The following is a 20,218-nucleotide window of genomic DNA, read 5'->3' on the forward strand; positions in this document are numbered from 1 at the left end:
AAAACGGCGAGCCGGGTCCATCCCGGGGGCATAGACTGACCGGCATGGACACCGCCCTGCCCCTGGACTACGCCGCCTGCGAAAGCGCCCGCCTGGCACGCGACGCCCGCTTCGACGGGGTGTTTTTCACCGCCGTGCGCAGCACCGGCATCTATTGCCGCCCGGTCTGCCCGGCACCACCGCCGAAGCCGCGCAACGTGGACTATTACCCGACCGCCGCTGCGGCCGCCGCCGCCGGTTTCCGGCCCTGCCTGCGCTGCCGCCCGGAACTGGCGCCGGAGGCCCAGGAGGTCCTCAGCAACGAAACCCTGCAGCGCGCGTTGGCGCTGATCCACGATGGCTACCTGCAGGATGCCCCGGTCGGCGCGCTCGCTGCCCACGTGGGGCTGAGCGCCCGCCAGCTGCAGCGCCTGTTCGTGGCCCGCCTCGGCGCGGCGCCGGCGCAGATCCACGCCACCCGTCGCCTGCTGCTGGCCAAGCAGTTGTTGACCGAAACCGCGCTGCCGGTCACCGACGTGGCGATGGCGTCCGGCTACAACAGCCTGCGCCGCTTCAACGCCGCGTTCGTGGACGGCTGCGGGATGCCTCCGACGGCCATCCGCCGCCAGCGCGGTGCGCTCGGCGACGCCCCCCTGACCCTGCGCCTGGGCTACCGGCCGCCACTGGATTTCGCCGCGATGCTCGGCTTCCTGCGCCGCCGCGCCATTCCCGGTATCGAGCAGATCGACGACCACAGCTACCAGCGCGTGATCGGCCCGGCCGCGCGCCCCAGCGTGATCCGCGTCAGTGCCGATCCGAAGCGCCCGGAGCTGCTGCTGCAACTGGGCCAGGTCGATCCACGCGCCATCCCCGGCATCGTGCGACGGGTCCGGCGGATCTTCGATCTGGATGCGGACCTGCGCATCGTGCACGCCACGCTGGCCCGGGAGCCACTGCTTGCCAGGGGCATCGCCGAGCGCCCCGGCCTGCGCGTGCCCGGCGGCTGGGACGGCTTCGAGGTGGCCGTGCGCGCCGTGCTCGGCCAGCAGGTCAGCGTGGCCGCGGCGGCCACGCTTGCGCGACGCGTGGTCGACCGCTTCGGCATCACGCTGCCGGGCATGCCCGAGGGCCTGGACCGTCAGTTCCCCACCCCGCAGGCGCTGGCCGAGGCCCCGCTGGACACCGTGGGCCTGCCGAAAACCCGCGCGGCAACGGTCCGCGCGGTGGCCGCCGCAGTCGCCGACGGCCGCTTGGACTTCGCCGCCGGCCAGCGCCTGGACAGCTTCGTGGCGCGCTGCGTCGCGCTGCCCGGCATCGGCCCGTGGACCGCACACTACATCGCGCTGCGCGCCCTGGCTCTGCCCGACGCATTTCCCGCCGGCGACCTCGTGCTGCAGCAGGTCCTCGGCGGCGAAACCCGCCTTGCCGAGCGCGCCACCGAGGCCCGTTCGCATGCCTGGCGCCCGTGGCGCGCCTATGCGGTGCTGCACCTGTGGCACCTGTCTCCCCCCGCTCCCGGAGTACGCCCATGACACTGCGCTACGACACCTTCGACAGCCCCATCGGCGCCCTCACCGTGGCCGGCGACAGCCGTGGCATCCACCACATCCTCTTCGAGAACAACCGGTACGACGCCAAGGGCCGCGAGCACTGGCAGCGCGACGCACATGCCGTGCGCGAGGCACGCCTGCAGCTGCTGCAGTATCTGCGCGGCGAACGCACCGCCTTCGCGCTGCCGCTCGCGCCGCATGGCACGCCGTTCCAGCTGCGCGTGTGGCGGGCGCTGGCAGATATCCCGTTTGGCCGGACCTGGAGCTACGTCGACCTTGCCCGCCACATCGACCATCCCACCGCCAGCCGGGCGGTCGGGGCCGCCAACGGCCGCAACCCGCTGCCGATCGTGCTGCCCTGCCATCGGGTGATCGGCAGCAACGGTGCACTGACCGGATTTGGTGGCGGACTGGACACCAAGGCCGCCCTGCTGCAGTTGGAGGCACGGCGCGATTCGCTGTTCGCCTGAGCCGCGCCCCCTGCCATTGGTTGTCTTCGTCGCGTCACCGCTGCCGATTATCATGGCGTGATGATCTCCGTACGTTTCCCACTGGCGCTTGCCGCCGCCCTGTCGCTGGCCGGCTGCGCCACCGCACCGTCCGCACCGCCGCCGCCTGTCGCCGCTGCCACCCCCAATGCTTCACCGCCGAAACTGCTGCTGGTCTCCATTGATGGCCTGCGTGCGGACATGCTCGACCGCGGCATCAGCCCCAACCTGTCGCGGATCGCCGACAGCGGCGTGCGTGCGCGCTGGATGACGCCGTCGTATCCCGCACTGACCTTTCCCAACCACTACACGCTGGTCACCGGCCTGCGTCCGGACCACCACGGCATCATCCACAACAGCATGGAGGAAGCCGGACTGGGCAGCTTCCGGCTGAATCGCCGCGAGGCCGTCACCGACGCGCGCTGGTGGGGCGGCGAGCCGATCTGGGTGGGCGCGGAAAAAGCCGGCGTGCGCACCGCCACCCTGTCCTGGCCCGGCAGCGAAGCGGCCATCCAAGGCGTGCGGCCGAGCCAGTGGCGCGTGTTCGACAGCCAGGTGACGCTGCCCGATCGCGTTGATCAGGTCCTCGGCTGGCTCGGCCAGAGCGATCCGCAGGCGCCCCGTCTGGTCACGCTGTACATGGAACAGGTCGACCACGCCGGCCATGACCACGGCCCGGAGTCGCCCGAGTACGCCGCCGCCATCGTCGAGGTCGACACCGCCATCGGGCGGCTGCTGGACGGCCTGCAGGCGCGCGGCCTCGCCGACGACACCAACATCGTCGTGGTCTCCGACCACGGCATGGCCAGCGTGCCGGCAGGCCAGGTCATCGCCACCGAGGACATGGTCGATCCGGCCATCGCGCGGGACGTGACCGTCGGGCAGTCGGTCGGCTTCGCGCCGTTGCCCGGCAAGCAGCGCCAGGCCGAGAAGATCCTGCTGGGCGCGCACGCGCACTACGACTGCTGGCGGCGCGAGGCGCTGCCGGCGCGGTGGGCCTATGGCACCCATCCACGCATCCCGCCGATCCTGTGCCAGATGCACGAAGGCTGGGACGCGCTGACCCGCGATCGGCTCGCCAAACGCCCCCCGGGAGACCGCGGCTCGCACGGCTACGACAATGCACTGCCCTCGATGCGGGCGGTGTTCATCGCACGCGGGCCGTCGTTCAGACAGGGCGCGGTGATTGCGCCGTTCGACAACGTGGACGTCTATCCGTTGCTGGCGCGCCTGCTCGACGTGCCGGCCGCGCCCAACGATGGCGACCCGCAACGCCTGCTGCCGGCCCTGCGCTGAGGCGCGCCGGCGCCGCGCGGACAACAAAAAACGCGGCGCAGGCGCCGCGTTTTTCGTGGGCCCTGCCTGGCTGGGATCAGCCGGCCTTGGCCACCGCCTTCTTGGCGACAGCCTTCTTGGCCGGCGCCTTGGCAACGGTCTTCTTGGCGACCGGCGCAGCTGCGCCCACGGCCACCTTGCTCACCGCGTGCGAACGCGAATTGCCGTAGCTGGCGTTGTAGCGCTTGCCCTTGGCGGTCTTGCGGTCACCCTTACCCATGTCGTCAACTCCTTAGTCTGAAATCTGATAACCCCGTACTGACACGGGTTCGGCGGGGCCGCCCTCTCAGGCGCCCCCGCGCACGATCTGAAAGCCTACCACACGCACTCAGTGCGCACAGCTCGCATCATGGATGTGGCCGTGGTTCAGCCGCAGGTTCACCAGGTGCGCCACCCCCACCAGCACCCCGCCGAGGGTCATCACCACGGCGTGCGGAACCGCTGAATGGTGCAGCGGGCCATACAGCAGCCCGGCCCACAGCGCGACCAGCCCCGGCACCAGGAAGCCCAGCGCGCGCAGCGCACCGTGGCGACGATATCCCCAGACCAGGCTGAACAGCCCCAGCAGGGTCACGAAGCAGACCAGCGCCAGCTCGACCCCGTCGCTCATCCACACCGACAGGCCCAGCGAGGGCGCGGCGGCCAGCAGCACCGGCAACACCGCGCAGTGCACCGCACACAGCAGCGATCCGGTGGCACCGAAACGATCGAGAAGATGGCGGAGGCGTGGGAACAGGGGCATGACTTCCAGCAGGGTCGGCGAAGCGTTATGGAATAATATAACATCAATCCCGACGCGCACCTGCCTCCCCTGCCCCACCCCCGTTCATCGACGGGTTTCGCGCGCCCCACCATTGATACATTGTAACAATTCGACTGACGGACCCTGCCCCTATGCGCTCTTCCCGCCCCCTGTTTACGCGCCACACGCTGTCCCTGGCCCTGGCGGCCGCCCTCCTGCCCTCCGTGGCGATGGCTGCCGACGATGACGGCCATCGCGGCCACCTGACCGAGCTGTCCGAGGTCAAGGTCACCGCCTCGCCGCTGCAGGGCGATGCCGAATCCCTGGCCCGCCCGGTCGATGTCCTCGCCGGCGAACGTCTGGACGAACAGAAGGCCGGCACGCTTGGCGACACCGTCGCCAAGCTGCCCGGCGTGCAGAGCACCTTCTTCGGCCCCGGCGTCGGTCGCCCGATCATCCGCGGACAGGAAGGCCCGCGCGTGGCGGTGCTCTCCAACGGCATGGGCAACATGGACGCCTCTACGGTCAGCGCCGACCATGCCACCAGCATCGAGCCGTTCCTGGCCGACCAGATCGAAGTGCTGAAGGGCCCCGCCACGCTGCTGTTCGGCAGCGGCGCGATCGGCGGCGCGGTCAACGTGGTTGATGGCCGCATCGCGCGCGAACTGCCGGACCGCCCGCTCAGCGGCCGCGCCGAACTGCGCGGCAACTCGGTCAATGACGAGCGCAGCGGCATGTTCCGCCTCGACGGCGTCAGCGGCAACGTGGTGCTGCATGTGGATGGCCTCGTACGCAACGGCGACGACTACCGCATCCCGGGCTACGCCGTGATCGATGGCCTGGAAGACCACAGCGGCCACGACCACGACGAAGACGACGCCGACGAGCCGCGCCGCGGCCGTCTGGACAACAGTTCCATCCGTACCCGCGCCGGCGGCCTGGGCGTCACCTGGCTGGGCGACGGCGGCTACGCCGGCATCTCGGCCAGCACCTACCGCACCAACTACGGCATCCCCAACGGCGCACACGTGCATGCCGACGATGATCACGACCACGATCACGACCATGACCACGGCGACGAGGAAGAAGGCGACGAGCACGACGTGCGCATCGACATGGTGCAGAACCGCTTCGAAGCGAAGGCCGGCATCTACAACCCGGTCCCGTTCCTGAAGAACGTCAATCTGCGCACCGCCTACACCGATTACGAGCACACCGAGCTGGAAGCCGGCACTCCGTCCACGCGCTTCACCAACCGCGGCATCGAAGCCCGCCTCGAGGCGGTACAGCAGCCGATCGGCGGCTGGGATGGCGCCTTCGGCGTGCAGTTCGGCAACAGCGACTTCGGCGCCAAGGGTGAAGAAGCGTTCGTGCCCGACACCGGCACAAAGAACGTCGGCCTGTTCGTGCTGCAGGAAAAGCAGTTCGGCCCGTTCAAACTGGAACTCGGCGGCCGCCACGACCAGGTCAAGCTCGACCCGACCGGCGACTACCGCGCACGCACGTTCGACGCCACCAACCTGTCCGCTGCCGGTATCTGGAAGCTCAATGACGCGGTGGACCTGCGCTTCGGCGTGGACGGCTCCGAGCGCGCACCGACCAACGAGGAGCTGTACGCCGCTGGCGCACACATCGCCACCCGTTCCCTGGAAATCGGCAATGCGGACCTGAAGACCGAGCGCGGGCAGCGCGTCGAACTGGGCATCCACACCCACAGCGACCGCGTCGACTTCTCGGCCTCGATCTACCAGACCAGGTTCAAGAACTTCATCTACCTGGCCGACACCGGCGTGGTCGAATCGCTGCCGGTCCGCCTGTGGACCCAGCAGGATGCCACCTTCAAGGGTGCCGAAGCGGAGGCCCTGTTCCACCTGTTCGAAGGCACGTCCGGCGACTGGGACCTGCGCGTGTTCGGCGACTACGTGAAGGCCGAACTGGATGGCAGCGGCAGCCGCAGCGTGGACATCGCCGTGCCGCATGGCGACCACAACCACAACTACACCGTGGACCTGGCCAACAGTGGCTACCTGCCGCGGATTTCCCCGGCCCGCATCGGCGCCGACCTGCGCTGGTCCCGCGACGGCTGGCGCGCCTCGGTCGGTGCCGTGCGCTACAGCAGCCAGAAGGACGTGGCCCAGAACGAAGACCCGAGCAACGGCTACACCCTCGTCGACGCCCACCTCGCCTACCGCTGGGACCGCAACGACAGCAACAGCTACGAAGTCTTCCTGGACGGCAGCAACCTGACCAACCAGGAAGTCCGCCCGCACACCTCCCTGCTGCGCGACTACTCGCCGCTGCCTGGCCGCGGCGTGGCCTTCGGCATCCGCGCCTTCTTCTGATACCCGCCTCTCACGACCGGGGTCGTTGTTCTTACTCTGAGGGGGCCGCAAGGCCCCCTCTTTTTTCCCTTGTCCCTCCCCGTGGCACGCAGGTCGATCGAGTGCCGGGGCTTCACCGTGGCTGGCCACCGTGCCGGCACCGCGCTGGGTTCACCCGCCCTGCACAAACCCCAGCGGCGCCCCCTGCGTGCGCCTGACGTGACGCGTCCGCCCCTTCCAGAACGGACACATCTGTCCGAACATGGGCCATGCCTACCCAACGTGCCGATGCGGCCGCCCGCCGTGCCCAGATCCTCGACGCCGCCGATGCCGTATTCGGCCAGCACGGCGTCACCGCGCCGCTGGACCTGGTGGTCGAACGCGCCCAGGTCGGGCGCGCCACCCTCTACCGCAACTTCCCCGACCGCACGGCGCTGGTGGAAGCCCTGCTGCAACGTACGGTCACCCGCATCCAGCGCCAGGTGCAGACTCTGGGTGACCGCGACGACGCCCTGTTCGAGGTGCTCAACGGCATGGCCGCACGCATCGTGCAGTCGCCCGCGCTGTCGGACTACTGGCGCGCCGTCGATCCGGACGATCCCACCATCAAGACCGCGCGCGAGACCATCCGCGCCGTCCTGCGCGCGCCCATGCAGCGCGCCATCGCCGCCGGCCTGTGCCGCGCCGATCTCGACGTGACGGACATTTCACTGATCTCGGGCATGCTGGGAGCCGCGCTGCGTGGCAAGACCCGGGAAGAACGCGCCACGCTGGCCACGCGCGCCCTGCAGTTGCTGCGTGGTGGACTGCGGGGGCCTGATCACGGGGAGGGGTGATGCCGCAGTACCTCAAGCCGGTACCGGACTGGGAAGAGCACGAAAAACCGACGCTGCCCGGCTCGGCCTCCATGCCGTGGCATCCGCCGCACCGGCGCCTGGCCTATGCGCTGGTGGCGCTGCTGGTCGGCATCACCGGCGGGCTCGGCAACGCCCTGGTCACCGCCAACCTGCCTTTCATGCAGGGCCAGCTCGGGCTCACGCCGGCCCAGGGCAGCTGGCTGGTGGCGGCCTACGCGATGGTCAATGTGACCGCCAACCTGCTGGCCTTCAAATTCCGCCAGCAGTACGGCATCCGCCTGTTTGCCGAAATCGGGCTGGGCCTGTACGCCGCGCTGGCGGTACTGCACCTGTTTGTCGGCAGCTACGAGACCACCGTGCTGACGCGCGCGGCCAGCGGATTCGCGGGCGCGGCCTGCAGCACGCTGGGTACGCTGTACATGCTGCAATCCCTGCCGCGCCGTTACACCGGAAATCTACTGGTGATCGGCGTGGGCATCTCGCAGCTGGCGATACCGATCGCCTGGCTGGTGTCACCGGGACTGGTCGACACCGGCCAGTGGCACAACCTCTACCTGTTCGAGGCCGGGCTGGCGCTGTGCGCGTTCGCTGCGGTAGTCGTGCTCAAACTGCCGCCGGGTGCGCAGATCAAGGCGTTCGAGCCGTTGGACTTCCTGACATTTGCGCTGCTCGCGCCGGCGGTGGGCCTGCTGGTCGTGGTGCTGGCCCAGGGCTATACACGCTGGTGGTTCGACACCCCCTGGCTGGGCTGGGCGCTGGTGGCCGCGATCGTGCTGGGCACGACGGCCTTCATCATCGAACACTTCCGGCGCAACCCGTTGCTGCAGACGCGCTGGCTGGCCAGCCTGCCGGTGCTGCACTTCATTGTCGGTGCGTTCCTGATCCGCTTCCTGACTACCGAGCAGTCCTACGGCGTGGTCGGGTTGATGCGTCAGCTCGGGATGGGTCCGGACCAGATGCGCCCGCTGTTCGGTGTGATCCTCGCCGGCGTGGTGACCGGCATCGCGGCGGCGTCGCTGACCTTCGGCCCCAGGCGGATCATCCCCCAGCTGCTGATGGCGATCCTGCTGCTGGGCAGCGCCGCGTTCCTCGACCAGAGCCGGACGAGCCTGGACCGCCCGCACGACTTCTACGCCAGCCAGTTCCTGGCCTCGGTCGGCGCGGGCATGTTCATGGGCCCGCTGATCATGCTCGGCATCACCCAGGCCTTGAAACAGGGCGTGGACCACATGATCACCTTTCTGGTCACCCTGTCGATCACCCAGACGCTGGGTGGCCTGGCCGGTTCAGCGGTGCTGGGCACCTACCAGCTGCACCGCGAACAGGTGTACTCCAGCGCGCTCGTCAGCCAGCTCGATCCGGCCGACGGCGTGGTGGCACAGCGCCTGAAACAGCAGCAACAGCTCTATGCCGGCCTGATCACCGACCCGGTGCAGCGCAGCGCGCAGGGCACTGCGCAGCTGGCACTGACCACACGCCGCGAGGCCAATGTGCGGGCGTTCAATGATGTGTTCACGCTCAGCGGCACCGTGGCGCTGGCCTTCCTCGGCTGGTTGCTGCTGCTGTCGGTGCGCACCGCCCTGCTCAAGCAATGGCGCAAACGCCAGCGCCGTGCCGTTTCGCCGACCGTCCCGGCATCCCCGCCGGCCGCTACCCGATGAGTCCCGACATGCCCACTCCCCCGCCACGCGACGACAGCACGCCCGAGAACGTGAATCCAGCGCCGCCGACCGATGCTGCCCCGACCGGCACGCCCGCCGCGGCGACACCGTCGGGCGTGCCCAAGTACCTCAAACCCAGCACGCGCAGCGTCGTGATCATGATCGTGATTGCCCTGCTCGGCATCGCATTGATCCTGCGTGCATGGTCGTTGTGGCCGTTCGACAGCACCCGTGTCAGCACCGACAACGCCTACGTGCGCGGCCAGATCACCGTGCTCGCGCCGCAGGTGAACGGCTATGTCACCGAGGTGCTGGTCAAGGACTTCCAGTACGTGCGCAAGGGCGATGCACTGGTGCGCATCGATGACCGCATCTACAAGGAAAAAGTGGCCCAGGCCCAGGCCGATCTGGACAGCGCGCTGGCCGCGCTGGCCAATTCCGACCAGACCCAGGCACAGAACCGCGCGCAGATCGCCGCCGCGCAGGCCAACCTTGCCGCCGGCCAGAGCGAGCTGTCGCGATCGCGCAACGAACTCAAGCGCTATGAGGAGCTGGCAGCCCAGCAGCTGGTCGCGCTCAACGACCGTGACAAGTTCCGTACCGGCGCGCAGTCCGCACAATCGGCCGTACTGCAGTCGCAGGCGCAGATCCGCATCGCCGAGGAAACCCTCACCTCCACCCGGGTGGCCCGAAAGGGCCTGGAAGCCCGCGTGGAGACCGCGCGGGCACAGCTCGCGCTGGCCCGCATCGACCTGGCCAATACGGTCATCCACGCGCCACGCGATGGGCAGATCAGCGAAGCGTCGGTCCGCCTGGGTCAGTACGTCACCGCTGGCTCGCAGCTGCTGTTCCTGGTCCCCGATGCGTTGTGGGTGGTGGCCAACTTCAAGGAAGGCCAGACCTGGAAAATGCGCATCGGCCAACCGGCCACCTTCTCGGTGGATGCCTTCGACGGCCAGCGGCTGCACGGCCATATCGAACAGATCGCCCCGGCCACCGGCTCGGAGTTCAGCGTGCTGCGCCCGGACAACGCCAGCGGCAACTTCACCAAGGTCGTGCAGCGCCTGCCGATCCGTATCGCCATCGATCCCGACCAGCCACTGGCCAGGCGATTGCGCCCGGGCATGTCGGTGGTGGTGCGGGTGGAGACGGCCGATGCCGGGGCAGATCCCGGCAGGTAAGCCGCCTCATGCAGAAATCCGCGCGTCTGCCGGATGGATGCCCCGCCAGCACCGGGTGCGGCGTTACCCCGCGCAGCGCGCGCAGAGCCCGTGTACTTCCAGGGTCTGCGCCTGCGGCTGGAAGCCCAGCTCCTTGGCGCGCTTTTCCAGCTGGCTGACGATCTCGCGGTCTTCCAGTTCCACTGCGCTGTGGCAGCTGTTGCAGATCAGGAACGGCACCGAGTGCTGCGCACTGCTCGGGTGGTGGCACGCCACGAAGGCGTTGACCGACTCGAGCTTGTGCACAAAGCCGTTGGCCATCAGGAAGTCCAGCGCCCGATACACGGTGGGCGGGGCGTCAGCGCCCACGCCCTTGCCGTTGCGCACCCACTCCAGCAGTTCGTAGGCCTTGACCGGTTTTCCGGCCTCGGCGATCAGACGCAGCACATTGGCGCGGATGGGCGTCAGGCGCAGTCCGCGCTCGATGCACACGCGTTCGACCACCTTCACGAAGTCCGAGGCATCGTGAACATGGTGGTGCGGGGCGGTACAAGCGGTCTTGGCGGACATGCGCGGTCTCCGGTTATCAGGCCGACGGTACTTTAGTGAGTGCGACGTCGATGCGTTTCAAGGCCTCTTCACGCCCGGCCAGGAACACGGTCTGGGAAATGTCGGGGCTGACCTGGGTACCGGTGATGGCCACGCGCAGCGGCTGGGCGACCTTGCCCATGCCGATCTCCAGCGCGATGGCCACGTCGTGCAGGGCGGCCGAAACGCTGTCGACCGTCCACTCGCCGGCTGCGGCGAGCAGCTCGCGGGCCTTGCCCAGCGGCAGTTCCGCGCCCGGCTTGAAGTGCTTGGTCACCGCCGCCTCGTCGTAGTCGGTCAGCGGCTGGTACCAGACCACGGCCTTCTCGGCCATTTCCTTCAGCGTCTGCACGCGGTCGCGCAGGGCCACCACGACGTCGGCCGGGGCCGGGCCTGCCGCCAGGTCCAGGCCCAGCTTGTTCAGCTGGTAGACCAGGTGCGGTGCGATATCGGCCGGGTCAACGGTCTTCAGGAAGTGCTGGTTGACCCAGCCCAGCTTGGCCATGTCCAGGCGCGCGGCCTTGGAGTTGCAGTGGGTCACGTCGAACAGGTCGATCAGCTCCTGGCGGGTGAACAGCTCCTGGTCGCCGTGCGACCAGCCCAGCCGGGCCAGATAGCTCAGCAGTGCATCGGGCAGGTAGCCGGCATCCTTGTACTGCATCACGTCGGCCGCGCCGGTGCGCTTGGACAGCTTGGCGCCCTGCTCGTCCAGGATCATCGGCATGTGGCCGAACTTCGGCACCGGCGCGCCGATCCCTTCGTACAGATTGATCTGCCGCGGAGTGTTGTTGATGTGGTCGTCGCCGCGGATGACCTCGCTGATGCGCATGTCCCAGTCGTCCACCACCACCGCGAAGTTGTAGGTGGGGAAGCCATCCGGACGGAAGATCACCATGTCGTCGAGTTCACTGTTGGCGATCTCGATGCGCCCCTTGATCAGGTCGTCGAACACCACCGTGCCGTCGAGCGGATTCTTGAAGCGGATCACGCGATTGGGGTCGTCGCGGTACGGCAGGCCCAGCTCACGCGCGGCGCCGTTGTAACGCGGCTTCTCCTGGCGGGCCATCGCGGCCTCGCGCATCGCATCCAGCTCTTCCTTGGTCTCGTAGGCGTAATAGGCTTTTCCGTCGGCAACCAGCTGTTCGGCCACCGCCTTGTAACGGGCGACGCGGTCGGTCTGGTAGATCGGACCTTCGTCGTAGCCCAGACCCAGCCAGTCCATCGCCTCCAGGATTGCGTCGATGGCGCCCTGGGTGCTGCGTTCGCGGTCGGTGTCCTCGATGCGCAGCACAAACTCGCCGCCCCGGTGACGGGCTTCCAGCCAGCAGTACAACGCGGTGCGGGCACCACCGATATGCAGGTAACCGGTGGGACTGGGGGCAAAGCGGGTGCGGCAGATCATGGAGGGCTCGGGGAACGGGAATCCCGGCAATTTTACCCGCCTGCGGCCGCACATGCGAAAACCGGCCAATTCCTAAAGATTTCCAGGGCGCGCCCTGCTTTCATGGCTGCGCGGTGGCACGCCCACCGTCCTGCAACCCGCACTGCCGGAGGTTTCCATGCACCATCCCGCTCGCCCCCGCGCCCCCGTCCTGCATGTTGCCGCGCCCGCCAGCGCGCTGGTGCTCGCACTGGGGGTGGCGGTGATGGCAGTGGTCAGCTGGCCGGAGGTTCCCGCCCCGCCCGGCCCGGTGATGCCGCGGGTCCAGGCGACGCGCCTGGCCCCCTGGATCACCCGCATGCTGGAGCCGACGCTGCGGTCCCGCCGGATGACCGGGCCACCCGGCCAGGTCGACACCCCGCTGCGTGCGCTGGGCGGACTGCTGTCCGACGACACCGCGTTCCATGCCCTCCTGGACGAATGGCGAGGGCGCCAGGACAGTCCTGATCCACGCACCATAATGCGGCTGCACCAAGGCCTGGACGGCTACCTTGCGACCCTGCTGCCCCCGCTGTCGCTGCACACCCTGGCCTGCGATGCGTCGTTGTGTCTGGCCGTCCTGTCCGGGCCCCACCGGACCCAGGACCTGCTGGCGCGGCAATTGATGGCGATCGAGCAGGACGGACACGCCCCCCTGCAGGCCGTGCACGTGCATGAACTGCCGGCCAGCAGCGATACCGGGCCACGCCAGTTCCGCCTGGCCCTGGCGCGCACGGCTGCGTCCTTCGGCACCGCCGCCACGCCATGAGCGGCAGGCAGCGCCGGATCAGGGCGCGAGCAGCGGTTTGCGCGGCAGCTTTTCCTCGCGCATCGCGGCGTGGTAGACGAAGGACGCCACGATGGCCGCTGCCTGCTTGAGGTCCTCCGGCTCGGCGTGGTCCCAGGTATCCAGGTTGCTGTGATGGACGTTGGTGAAGTAGTCCAGGCGATCCTGGATGAACTGGAAACCGGGCAGGCCGACGCGGTCGAAGGCGATGTGATCGGTACTGCCGGTGTTGCGCGTGGCCACGGTGGTGGCACCGACATCGTGGAACGGTGCGAGCCAGGCCTCGAAGATCGGCACGGCCGCCAGGTTTTCCTGTGCGTAGATGCCACGGAAGCGGCCCGAGCCGTTGTCCATGTTGAAATACGCCGAGAACCGGTCGTAATCGCGCTGGCGCTGCAACGCCCCGGTCGGTTCGCGCATCGAGGCCGGCAGCGTCAGCTGCTGCGGGTCGGTCGGTTCGGGGTAACGGGCCAGGTGGCGCGACACATAGTCCTGCGAGCCCACCAGCCCCTGCTCCTCACCGCTCCACAACGCCACCCGGATGGTGCGCTTGGGCTTGGCGCCCACCGCCTTGAGGATGCGCATGGCTTCCATCATCACCGCGACGCCGGCCGCGTTGTCGGCCGCACCGGTGCCGGTGTGCCACGAATCCAGGTGCGCGCCGAGCATCACGATCTCGTCGGCCTTGCTGCTGCCGCGGATCTCGGCCAGCGTGTTGTAGCCGGGCTGGTCGGTGTCGTCGGTGAAACGTGCCTGGACGTCCACGCGCAGCTTCACCGGCTGCTTGTGGTCCAGCGCGCGCACCAGCTGGTTGTAGTGCTCGGCCATCATCGCCAGTTCCGGCACGCCGACCGGCTCGCCGGCCTTGCGCGACCCTCCGCCGCCGACACGGATGATGCCGTTGTCCCAGCCGCTGATGCTGATGGTCGCCAGCACGCCCTGCTCGGCGAAGAAGGCGTTGGTGGCACGGGTCAGCGCCTGCTTTTCCAGATATTCCCTGGCCTTCCTGGCGCGGTCGGCCTTGGCGTCGGCCACGTCCTTGGGCACCGCGAACACCTGCAGTTCGGCCAGCCCGGCGTCATCGTGGCGGTGCGAGTCGGCGCTGCTGGCGCGTGCGTAATCGCGCGCATCGTTGAGCAGCAGGATCTTGCCGGCGAGCTTGCCCTTGTACTGGTCGAGGTCGGCGAGCTTCTTGATGTCGACCTTGATCACCTCGCCTTCCACCGGACCACGCGTGCCGGGCGTCCACGCCTTCGGCAGCGCGTACAGCGGGGTCACCCGCGGGCTTAGCATCTCGACGTTGGCGTTGCTGAATTCCCAGCCGCGGCCGAACGCATCGAAGGCTTCGTCGTGCACGTTCTGCAGGCCCCAGTCCGTGAACCTGCTGCGGGTCCAGGCATTGGCCTCGGACATCGCCGGGGAGTTGGTCAGGCGCGGACCGATCTGTTCGGTGAGGTGGCTGAAGGTGGCCATCACCTGCGAGCGATGGAACGCCTCCTGCCGGATGCGGCTGACCATGTCCAGGTCCACCGGTTCCTTCGCCTGTGCACCAGCACCGCCACTCAACGCCAGGGCCAGGGCAAGCACGCCCCACTTCACCGCGTTCCGCTTGAACATGCTCCGCTTCAACTCGACCACCCTTCGTTGCACGGCACCCGCCGCGACAGGCGAGTCTAGCGGGCGGCATGCCCGCTGCCCGCGGGCCATGAGTCATGGTCGGCATCGCGACGCTCACGCGCGCCAGCCATACCAGAGCACCCCCTGGACCGGCATCAGGAGCAGCCAGCGACTGCGGTCGAGCGTGGCGGTGCCGTATACCGGCGTGTACTGCGGCCAGTCGGCCGGGAGCCCGTCGATACCCGCCTCCGCCAGCGCGGCCGCGCCCTCCTGCCACGGCCGGTACGCGGCGCACCCTGCCCGCTGCGGCACGCTGCCGCGCGCCTGGCGCGCATCGCGCAGGAACGCCAGCCCCCGGGCGAGCACCGCGTCGCGGGTCTCGGCCGCGATCGAAAAGCGCATCAGGCCGGGCGCGACCCGCGCGCCCGGCAAGGCCTGCAGCGGGGAGGGCCAACCGTCGCCGGCGCCCTCCCCGGCCAGTACGGCACACCGTCCCAGTCGGGCCGGCAGGGCGCGGCTGGCGCGCTCCTGCAGACGGCGGGAAGTGATCATTGTCGTCTCCGTGCTTACTTGAGGCTGGCGCCCAGTTCGTACCAGTCCACGCGGCGGGTGATCCACATCGCCGAGGCGAGCACCGCAAACAGCAGCAGCGACCCCATCAGCAGCGCGTTGTTCTCCGAGATCAGCAGGCCGTACAGCGCGCCGTACAGCACACTGAGCATGGCGGCAAATCCCAGCCCGCGCTTCCAGCTGTGCAGCACCCCGGACAGATACACCGCCTGTACGCCGATACAGGCCACTGCCGAGACCGCGTACGCCATCCAGAACGGAATGTGTTCGGACAGGCTCAGCAGGAGCAGGAAGAACACCGCCAGGCCCAGCCCCACCATCAGATACTGCAACGGGTGGATGCGCAGATGCTTGATCAGTTCGAACAGGATGAAGCCCACGAAGGTCAGCACAATGAACAGGATGCCGTACTTGCTGGCACGATCGGCCTGCGTGTACACGTCCACCGGGTTGACCAGCTCCACGCTCACCGACTCAATCTCGGCATCGCCAGCGCTGCGCAGCTGCTGCTGCGCCCGCGACGCCAGCGAGGACACCGCCCACTGCGCGTCGAAGCCCTGTGCATCCACTTTGCGCTGGTTGGGCAGGAAACTGCCGCCGAACAGCGGGTGCGGCCACGGCGAGCGCAGCGCGATGCGGCTGTCGTCGCCCACCGGCACCACCGCCAGCGAGCGGCTGCCGTCAAGCACCAGCGACAGTTCCACCGTACTGGCCTTCAGCACGCCACCGCGGTTGTCGTCGAACGGAGCCAGATCCACGTGCAGGCCGGTGGCGATGTTGCGCACCGGACCCGGATCGGGCAACAGGTCCAGCGCCCGTCCATCCACGTGCAGCTGCGGCGAGCCGACCAGCCCGCGCACGTCGGCGATGCCCACGGTCAGGTACGGCGTGCCATATACGCGACCGTCCCTGGCGGGATAGTCGTCGTCGGCGAATTCAGCGGTGATGGTGGCGTTCCAGCTGTACACCGGCACCCGGAACAGGCCCACACGGCGCTCGTCCGGCTGCATCCGCCCGTCCACCTGCAGCTTGGACGGCATCTGCAGCCACTCGCCCTGCTCGACCTGCTTTTCCTTCTTCTTGGTACCCGCCGCGTCCACCACTTCGACCTCGCGGGTTTCGGTCCACGGCACCACGCGGATCGGACCGGTCAACGTCTGCGCGCCAGCCCGGCTCTGCGCGACACGCTGGTAGGCCTCGTTGCGATACGCCTCGCGTTCGTTGATCACGCCTTTGATCAGCGCCAGGGGAATCAGCAGCACCAGGATCAGCCCGCCGACAATGGCGAACCGCAACAGCATCTTCAGGGATTTCATCGCCCGTCCTCGGTTGGGAGGACGCCAGCGTCGCGCACGCCGATGTGCGGGGTTTGTGCTGAATTTGAAGTCTGTGTGAAGTCCCGGCGCGCTCAGCGCCGGGCGGGAGCTGACGGTGGCCGCAACGGCAACCACAACTCGGCCCGCGCGCCGCCCTCGGCACGGTTGCGCAGCCGCGCGCGGCCGCCATGCAGGCGCGCCACCTCCTGCACGAACGACAGGCCGAGCCCGGAACTGCGCTGGCCGGTCGCCGGCCGCGCCAACGAATAGAAGCGTTCGAACACGCGCTCGAGGGCGTACTCGGGCACGCCACTGCCGGCGTCGTCCACCTGCAGCGCGACGCCGCCGTCAGCCGGGCTTGCGCGCAGCACGATACGGCTGCCGGGCGGCGCGAAGGCCACGGCGTTTTCCAGCAGGTTGTTCACTGCCTGCCGCAGCAGGTAGCGATCGCCCTGCAGGTCCGGTCCGCCTGGGGCGTCCACGTCGATCGTCACCCCCGCCGCCTGCGCGCTGACGGCCACCGCATCGGCGGCGGCCCGCAGCAGCGGCGCCAGGGCGATGCGCTCCTGCTTCTGCAGCCAGCCGTACTGCTCCACCTCGGCCAGCGCCAGCAGCTTGTCGATGGTTTCGGTGAGGCGCTGCGCCTGGCCCTGGATGCTGCGTGCGAAGTGCTCGCGGTCGGGGTCGGGCAACGGCTCCTGCAACAGCTCGGCCGCACCGCGGATGGCCGCCAGCGGGCTCTTCATTTCGTGGGTCAGCGATTGCACGTACTGCTCCACGTAGGCCTTGCCTTCCAGCTTGCGGCGCATGGTTTCCAGCGCCTGACCGAGGTCGCCGATCTCGTCGCGGCGTGGCTTCGGCGGCGGCACCGGCTCGCCTGCGCTCACCGCTTTGGCGTAGCGGTTGAGGCGGTTGACGCCGTGCATCAGCCAGGCCGTCATCAGCAGGCCGATCAGTGCGGACAACCCGATCAGCCACGCCCCGCGCTTGACGATCGCGCGCTGGCTGGCGGCGATGAACGGGTCGATGCTGCGGTTGGGCTGGGCCAGACTGAGCACCCCGATGAGCGTGCGCCCATCGGCCGGGTCCAGGATCGGCGCGGCCACATGCATCACCGAATGGGTGTCATCGCCCGGTGTCTCCGGGCTGGAGCGTGCGCCGTACTCGCCGCGCAGCGTGCGGTAGACATCGTTCCAGCGCGAGTTGTCGCGGCCGACGTCACGGCCCCGGGAGTCGTAGACCACGATGCCCTTGGCGTCGGTGATGGTCACCTGGTAGTCCAGCGTGCGTTTGGGAAAGCGCCACACCATCGCCTTGGGATCGCGCTGTTGTGCGCGCGCCAGATTGGCCACGAAGGTGCCGTTGCGCAGGGTGCCCGCCTTGAGATCGGCCGCCGCCATTTCCGCCAGCACGTTGGCCGCATCGACCAGGGTCGACTCCATCGCCTGGCGTACGCCCGGCTTCACTTCATTGACGAAGATGCGCATCACAAAGAACGCGGCGATGCCCACGATCAGGAAGAAGCCCAGGAACAGTTTGAGACCCAGGCGCACCGTTACGCCTCCAGCGCGTAGCCCAGCCCGCGATGGGTGCGGATCGGGTCGGGATCGGCACCTGCGGCGCGCAGCTTGGCGCGCAGGGTCTTCACGTGGGTGTCGACCGTGCGGTCGGCGCTGTCGGCATCGCTGTCCCAGCCGCGGTCCATCAGCTGGGCCCGGCTGAGAATCGCCCCCGGGCGCTGAAGCAGCGCGGCCATCAGGGCGTATTCGTAACGGGTCAGGTCCAGCAGCTGCTCGCCGAAACGGATCCGGCGGCCCTCGCGGTCGATCGCGAAACGCCCGAGCTGCTGCCAGCCCGCGCTCTCGGGCGCGGCACTGCTGCCGGCCCGCCGCAGCCGCGCCCGCACCCGCGCCACCAGCTCGCGGGGCGAGAACGGCTTGGCCATGTAGTCGTCCGCCCCCAGCTCCAGGCCGAGCACCCGGTCGAATTCGTCGTTGCGGGCGGTCAGGAAGATCACCGGCACTTCGCTGAACGTGCGCAGGCTGCGGCAGACCTCGAACCCGCTCATGTCCGGCAGGCCCACATCCAAGACCACCAGATCGTAGGCCTGCTGGCGCAACCGGGCCAGGGCGTCGTTGCCGAGCAGGCAGTGGCGGGCGGCGTAGCCCTCGCTGCGCAGCGCATACAGAACGGTCTCGGCGATGGCCGTTTCGTCCTCGACCACCAGGACGTTGTGCAGGGGGTGGCTCATCCGCCCAGCATAGCCGCTGGCGCCCCCGCCCCGTACACTGCCCCGATGAACTACCGCCACGCCTTCCATGCCGGCAACCATGCCGACGTGCTCAAGCACGTCGTCCAGCTTGCCCTGCTCGACACCTTCAAGCGCAAGGACAGCCCGTTCTTCGTGCTCGATACCCACGGCGGCGCTGGCCGCTACCTGCTGGCCAGCGAGGAGAGCCGCAAGACCCTGGAGGCCGAGGACGGGGTCATGCGCCTGATGGCCCAGCCGCAGCAGCCGGCCGTGATCGAGCGCTACCTCAAGGCCGTCCAGGCCGACAATCCCGTCGGGGCCATGATCAGCTACCCCGGCTCGCCGCTGCTCACCGCCCAGACCCTGCGTGCGCAGGACCGCATGGCGGTCTGCGAAGTGCAGGACGACGAAGTGGCCTCGCTCAAGGCCCTGTTCGCCCACGACGCCCGGGTCGGCGTTTACCACGCCGACGGCTACGCCCAGAACAAGGCCCTGCTGCCGCCCAAGGCCAACGGGGTCAAGATCGGCCGCGGACTGGTCCTGATCGACCCACCCTACGAGGCGCAGGACGCCGAGTACCAGCGCATCCTGGCGTCGGTGACCGAGATCCTGGGTCGCTGGCCGCAGGCCACCTTCGCGATCTGGTTCCCGATCAAACAGCGCCGCAGCATCCTGCATTTCCTGCGCAAGGCCGTGGCGCTGCCGGTCCGCTCGGTGCTGACCGCCGAGCTGCTGATCCGGCCCGACGACTCCCCGCTGCGGCTCAATGGCAGCGGCATGCTGCTGCTGAACCCGCCGTGGCAGTTCGACCAGATCCTGGCCCCGGCCATGCCGGCACTGAAGCAGCACCTGGGCGAGGCCGGCGCCTCGACCCGCCTGCAGTGGCTCAAGCAGGCCGAATGAGCCCCCGTCACCGGGGCGGCGGTCTGTGAGCGTTCCGTTCACGGAAGCCTGCCCCGGGGATGCGAGAATCCGAAGACCACCAAGGAACCACCGGTATGGCTACCCGTAACCGCATGCCGCCCTGGCACGAGACCTTCAAAGCCCCCAGCGGGCATGAGCTGTTGATCCGCCCGATCCGCCCGGAAGACGGTGCGCCCCTGCACGCCGCCTTCAGCCTGTTCGGCCCGGAAGAGATCCGCGACCGTTTCCTGCAGTCGGTGACCGAACTGTCCCCGGAAACCACGCAGCGGCTGACCCACCCCAACCCCAAGACCGAGATCACCCTGGTCGCGGCGGAGTCGTTGCCGGCCGGTGAGGCCGTGGTCGGCGCGGTCGCACGCGCCTCGATCATCCAGGGCACCCGGGAGGCCGAGTACGCGATCCTGGTCAGCCGTTTCCTGGTCGGCCAGGGCCTGGGCCGCCAGTTGATGCGCAAGCTGGTCAAGTGGGCCCGCGGCAAATACCTGGACCGTCTCTACGGCGATGTCGCCGAAGAGAACGAGCCGATGAAACAGCTGGCTGCCTCGCTGGGCTTCCAGCCGGTCCCGCACCCGCAGGGCACGCCCGGCCTGGTGCGCATGGTGCTCGAGCTCGACAGCTGACCTCATGCCGGCCCCTGGCCGGCACGTCGGTG

The 20,218-nt window shown here is 68.8% G+C and carries 19 protein-coding genes; 10 read left to right on the forward strand and 9 right to left on the reverse strand.

Annotation, left to right across the window (positions count from 1 at the left end; all coding sequences use genetic code 11):
- Window positions 1-44: 44 nt before the first annotated feature.
- Genes GDJ08_RS05555 through GDJ08_RS05565 form a run of 3 tightly spaced genes read left to right on the forward strand, consistent with a single transcriptional unit; the run spans window position 45 to window position 3,313 of the window.
- Window positions 45-1,511: an AlkA N-terminal domain-containing protein gene (locus GDJ08_RS05555; RefSeq protein ID WP_153164443.1), complete on the forward strand. Its 1,467-nt coding sequence runs from the start codon at window positions 45-47 to the stop codon at window positions 1,509-1,511.
- On the forward strand, window positions 1,508-1,999 hold the full coding sequence (locus GDJ08_RS05560) for a methylated-DNA--[protein]-cysteine S-methyltransferase (RefSeq protein ID WP_136004316.1): 492 nt from the start codon (window positions 1,508-1,510) through the stop codon (window positions 1,997-1,999). Before GDJ08_RS05555 ends, GDJ08_RS05560 begins: the two co-directional genes overlap by 4 nt.
- Window positions 2,000-2,059: 60 nt before the next feature.
- Window positions 2,060-3,313, forward strand: a complete 1,254-nt coding sequence (locus GDJ08_RS05565; protein WP_153164444.1) for an alkaline phosphatase family protein — start codon at window positions 2,060-2,062, stop codon at window positions 3,311-3,313.
- A gap of 76 nt (window positions 3,314-3,389) precedes the next feature.
- On the opposite strand, the gene GDJ08_RS05570 is transcribed toward GDJ08_RS05565, so the two are convergent.
- Both GDJ08_RS05570 and GDJ08_RS05575 read right to left on the reverse strand, forming a co-directional pair.
- Window positions 3,390-3,572: a 30S ribosomal protein THX gene (locus tag GDJ08_RS05570; protein ID WP_068850363.1), complete on the reverse strand. Its 183-nt coding sequence runs from the start codon at window positions 3,570-3,572 to the stop codon at window positions 3,390-3,392.
- Window positions 3,573-3,680: 108 nt separating this feature from the next.
- The gene (locus tag GDJ08_RS05575; protein WP_136004320.1) at window positions 3,681-4,094 is read right to left on the reverse strand and encodes a MerC domain-containing protein; all 414 of its coding nucleotides are present in this window, start codon (window positions 4,092-4,094) and stop codon (window positions 3,681-3,683) included.
- A gap of 152 nt (window positions 4,095-4,246) precedes the next feature.
- Between GDJ08_RS05575 and GDJ08_RS05580 the strand changes: the two genes are divergently transcribed.
- From GDJ08_RS05580 to GDJ08_RS05595, 4 genes are all read left to right on the forward strand, one after another.
- A complete protein-coding gene (locus GDJ08_RS05580) occupies window positions 4,247-6,436 on the forward strand; it encodes a TonB-dependent receptor (RefSeq protein ID WP_153164445.1) in 2,190 nt (729 codons plus the stop codon).
- Between the two features lie 248 nt (window positions 6,437-6,684).
- Window positions 6,685-7,251: a TetR/AcrR family transcriptional regulator gene (locus GDJ08_RS05585; protein WP_153164446.1), complete on the forward strand. Its 567-nt coding sequence runs from the start codon at window positions 6,685-6,687 to the stop codon at window positions 7,249-7,251.
- Window positions 7,248-8,933 carry an MFS transporter gene (locus tag GDJ08_RS05590; RefSeq protein WP_153164447.1) on the forward strand — a complete coding sequence of 562 codons (1,686 nt, stop codon included), beginning with the start codon at window positions 7,248-7,250 and terminating at the stop codon, window positions 8,931-8,933. The genes GDJ08_RS05585 and GDJ08_RS05590 overlap by 4 nt, the downstream gene beginning before the upstream one ends.
- An 8-nt stretch (window positions 8,934-8,941) precedes the next feature.
- Complete coding sequence (locus tag GDJ08_RS05595) at window positions 8,942-10,114, forward strand: HlyD family secretion protein (protein WP_136004327.1); 1,173 nt, start codon at window positions 8,942-8,944, stop codon at window positions 10,112-10,114.
- Between the two features lie 63 nt (window positions 10,115-10,177).
- Here the strand turns inward: GDJ08_RS05595 and GDJ08_RS05600 are convergent, their stop codons facing one another.
- Complete coding sequence (locus tag GDJ08_RS05600; RefSeq protein WP_136004329.1) at window positions 10,178-10,663, reverse strand: Fur family transcriptional regulator; 486 nt, start codon at window positions 10,661-10,663, stop codon at window positions 10,178-10,180.
- 16 nt (window positions 10,664-10,679) lie between these two features.
- Entirely contained in the window at window positions 10,680-12,083 is a 1,404-nt protein-coding gene (gltX, locus tag GDJ08_RS05605) for a glutamate--tRNA ligase (protein WP_153164448.1), read from the reverse strand.
- 157 nt (window positions 12,084-12,240) lie between these two features.
- Between gltX and GDJ08_RS05610 the strand changes: the two genes are divergently transcribed.
- Complete coding sequence (locus GDJ08_RS05610; protein ID WP_153164449.1) at window positions 12,241-12,870, forward strand: hypothetical protein; 630 nt, start codon at window positions 12,241-12,243, stop codon at window positions 12,868-12,870.
- A gap of 18 nt (window positions 12,871-12,888) precedes the next feature.
- Here GDJ08_RS05610 and GDJ08_RS05615 read toward each other — a convergent pair whose 3' ends face one another.
- The 5 genes from GDJ08_RS05615 to creB all read right to left on the reverse strand — a co-directional run bounded on the left by GDJ08_RS05615 (window position 12,889) and on the right by creB (window position 18,642).
- Window positions 12,889-14,505 (reverse strand): M28 family metallopeptidase, encoded by a 1,617-nt coding sequence (locus tag GDJ08_RS05615; RefSeq protein WP_153164450.1) that lies wholly within the window; start codon window positions 14,503-14,505, stop codon window positions 12,889-12,891.
- 114 nt (window positions 14,506-14,619) lie between these two features.
- A complete protein-coding gene (locus GDJ08_RS05620) occupies window positions 14,620-15,057 on the reverse strand; it encodes a hypothetical protein (protein ID WP_153164451.1) in 438 nt (145 codons plus the stop codon).
- 14 nt (window positions 15,058-15,071) lie between these two features.
- The gene (gene creD, locus GDJ08_RS05625; protein WP_136004339.1) at window positions 15,072-16,391 is read right to left on the reverse strand and encodes a cell envelope integrity protein CreD; all 1,320 of its coding nucleotides are present in this window, start codon (window positions 16,389-16,391) and stop codon (window positions 15,072-15,074) included.
- 92 nt (window positions 16,392-16,483) lie between these two features.
- Window positions 16,484-17,944 (reverse strand): two-component system sensor histidine kinase CreC, encoded by a 1,461-nt coding sequence (gene creC / locus GDJ08_RS05630; protein ID WP_136004341.1) that lies wholly within the window; start codon window positions 17,942-17,944, stop codon window positions 16,484-16,486.
- 2 nt (window positions 17,945-17,946) lie between these two features.
- Window positions 17,947-18,642: a two-component system response regulator CreB gene (gene creB, locus GDJ08_RS05635; RefSeq protein WP_153164452.1), complete on the reverse strand. Its 696-nt coding sequence runs from the start codon at window positions 18,640-18,642 to the stop codon at window positions 17,947-17,949.
- A 45-nt stretch (window positions 18,643-18,687) separates the two neighbouring features.
- On the opposite strand from creB, the gene GDJ08_RS05640 reads away from it, so the two are divergent.
- Both GDJ08_RS05640 and GDJ08_RS05645 read left to right on the forward strand, forming a co-directional pair.
- Window positions 18,688-19,545, forward strand: coding sequence for a 23S rRNA (adenine(2030)-N(6))-methyltransferase RlmJ (locus GDJ08_RS05640; protein WP_136004345.1), 858 nt, complete (start codon window positions 18,688-18,690; stop codon window positions 19,543-19,545).
- 95 nt (window positions 19,546-19,640) lie between these two features.
- On the forward strand, window positions 19,641-20,186 hold the full coding sequence (locus tag GDJ08_RS05645; protein ID WP_017356031.1) for a GNAT family N-acetyltransferase: 546 nt from the start codon (window positions 19,641-19,643) through the stop codon (window positions 20,184-20,186).
- The last annotated feature ends 32 nt before the right edge of the window (window positions 20,187-20,218 follow it).

This window comes from Stenotrophomonas nematodicola, from assembly GCF_009467805.1.
GTDB lineage: Bacteria > Pseudomonadota > Gammaproteobacteria > Xanthomonadales > Xanthomonadaceae > Stenotrophomonas > Stenotrophomonas nematodicola.